Genomic DNA, 241 nt, shown 5'->3' on the forward strand with positions numbered 1-241 from the left:
CCGCAGGGTGATGGTGCCGGCGGTGGAGACGCGGTCGTGGCGGACGCGGTCGTGGGTGTCGTTGGTTCGGTCGCTTCGCGGGGTTGCTTTCGGGCGGGCGGTGTAGGCGACGAGCGGTGGACTGCGGTGAGGCAGGGAGCTGTGGGGTCGGCGTTGGTTGTACTCGTTGAGGAAGGCGTCGATCAGGGTCTGTAGCTGGGTGATCGTGGTCGGTTGGGCCGGGGCGGCGCGTAGGACGCGT

At 69.3% G+C, this 241-nt stretch carries 1 protein-coding gene; it reads right to left on the reverse strand.

Translation table 11 applies throughout. The features are described from left to right. Window positions 1–241, reverse strand: a 241-nt coding sequence (locus tag AC4H2G_RS21570) for an integrase core domain-containing protein (RefSeq protein WP_494367790.1), incomplete at both ends; no start/stop codon positions are given.

This window comes from Cellulosimicrobium sp. BMG9.23, assembly GCF_059159985.1.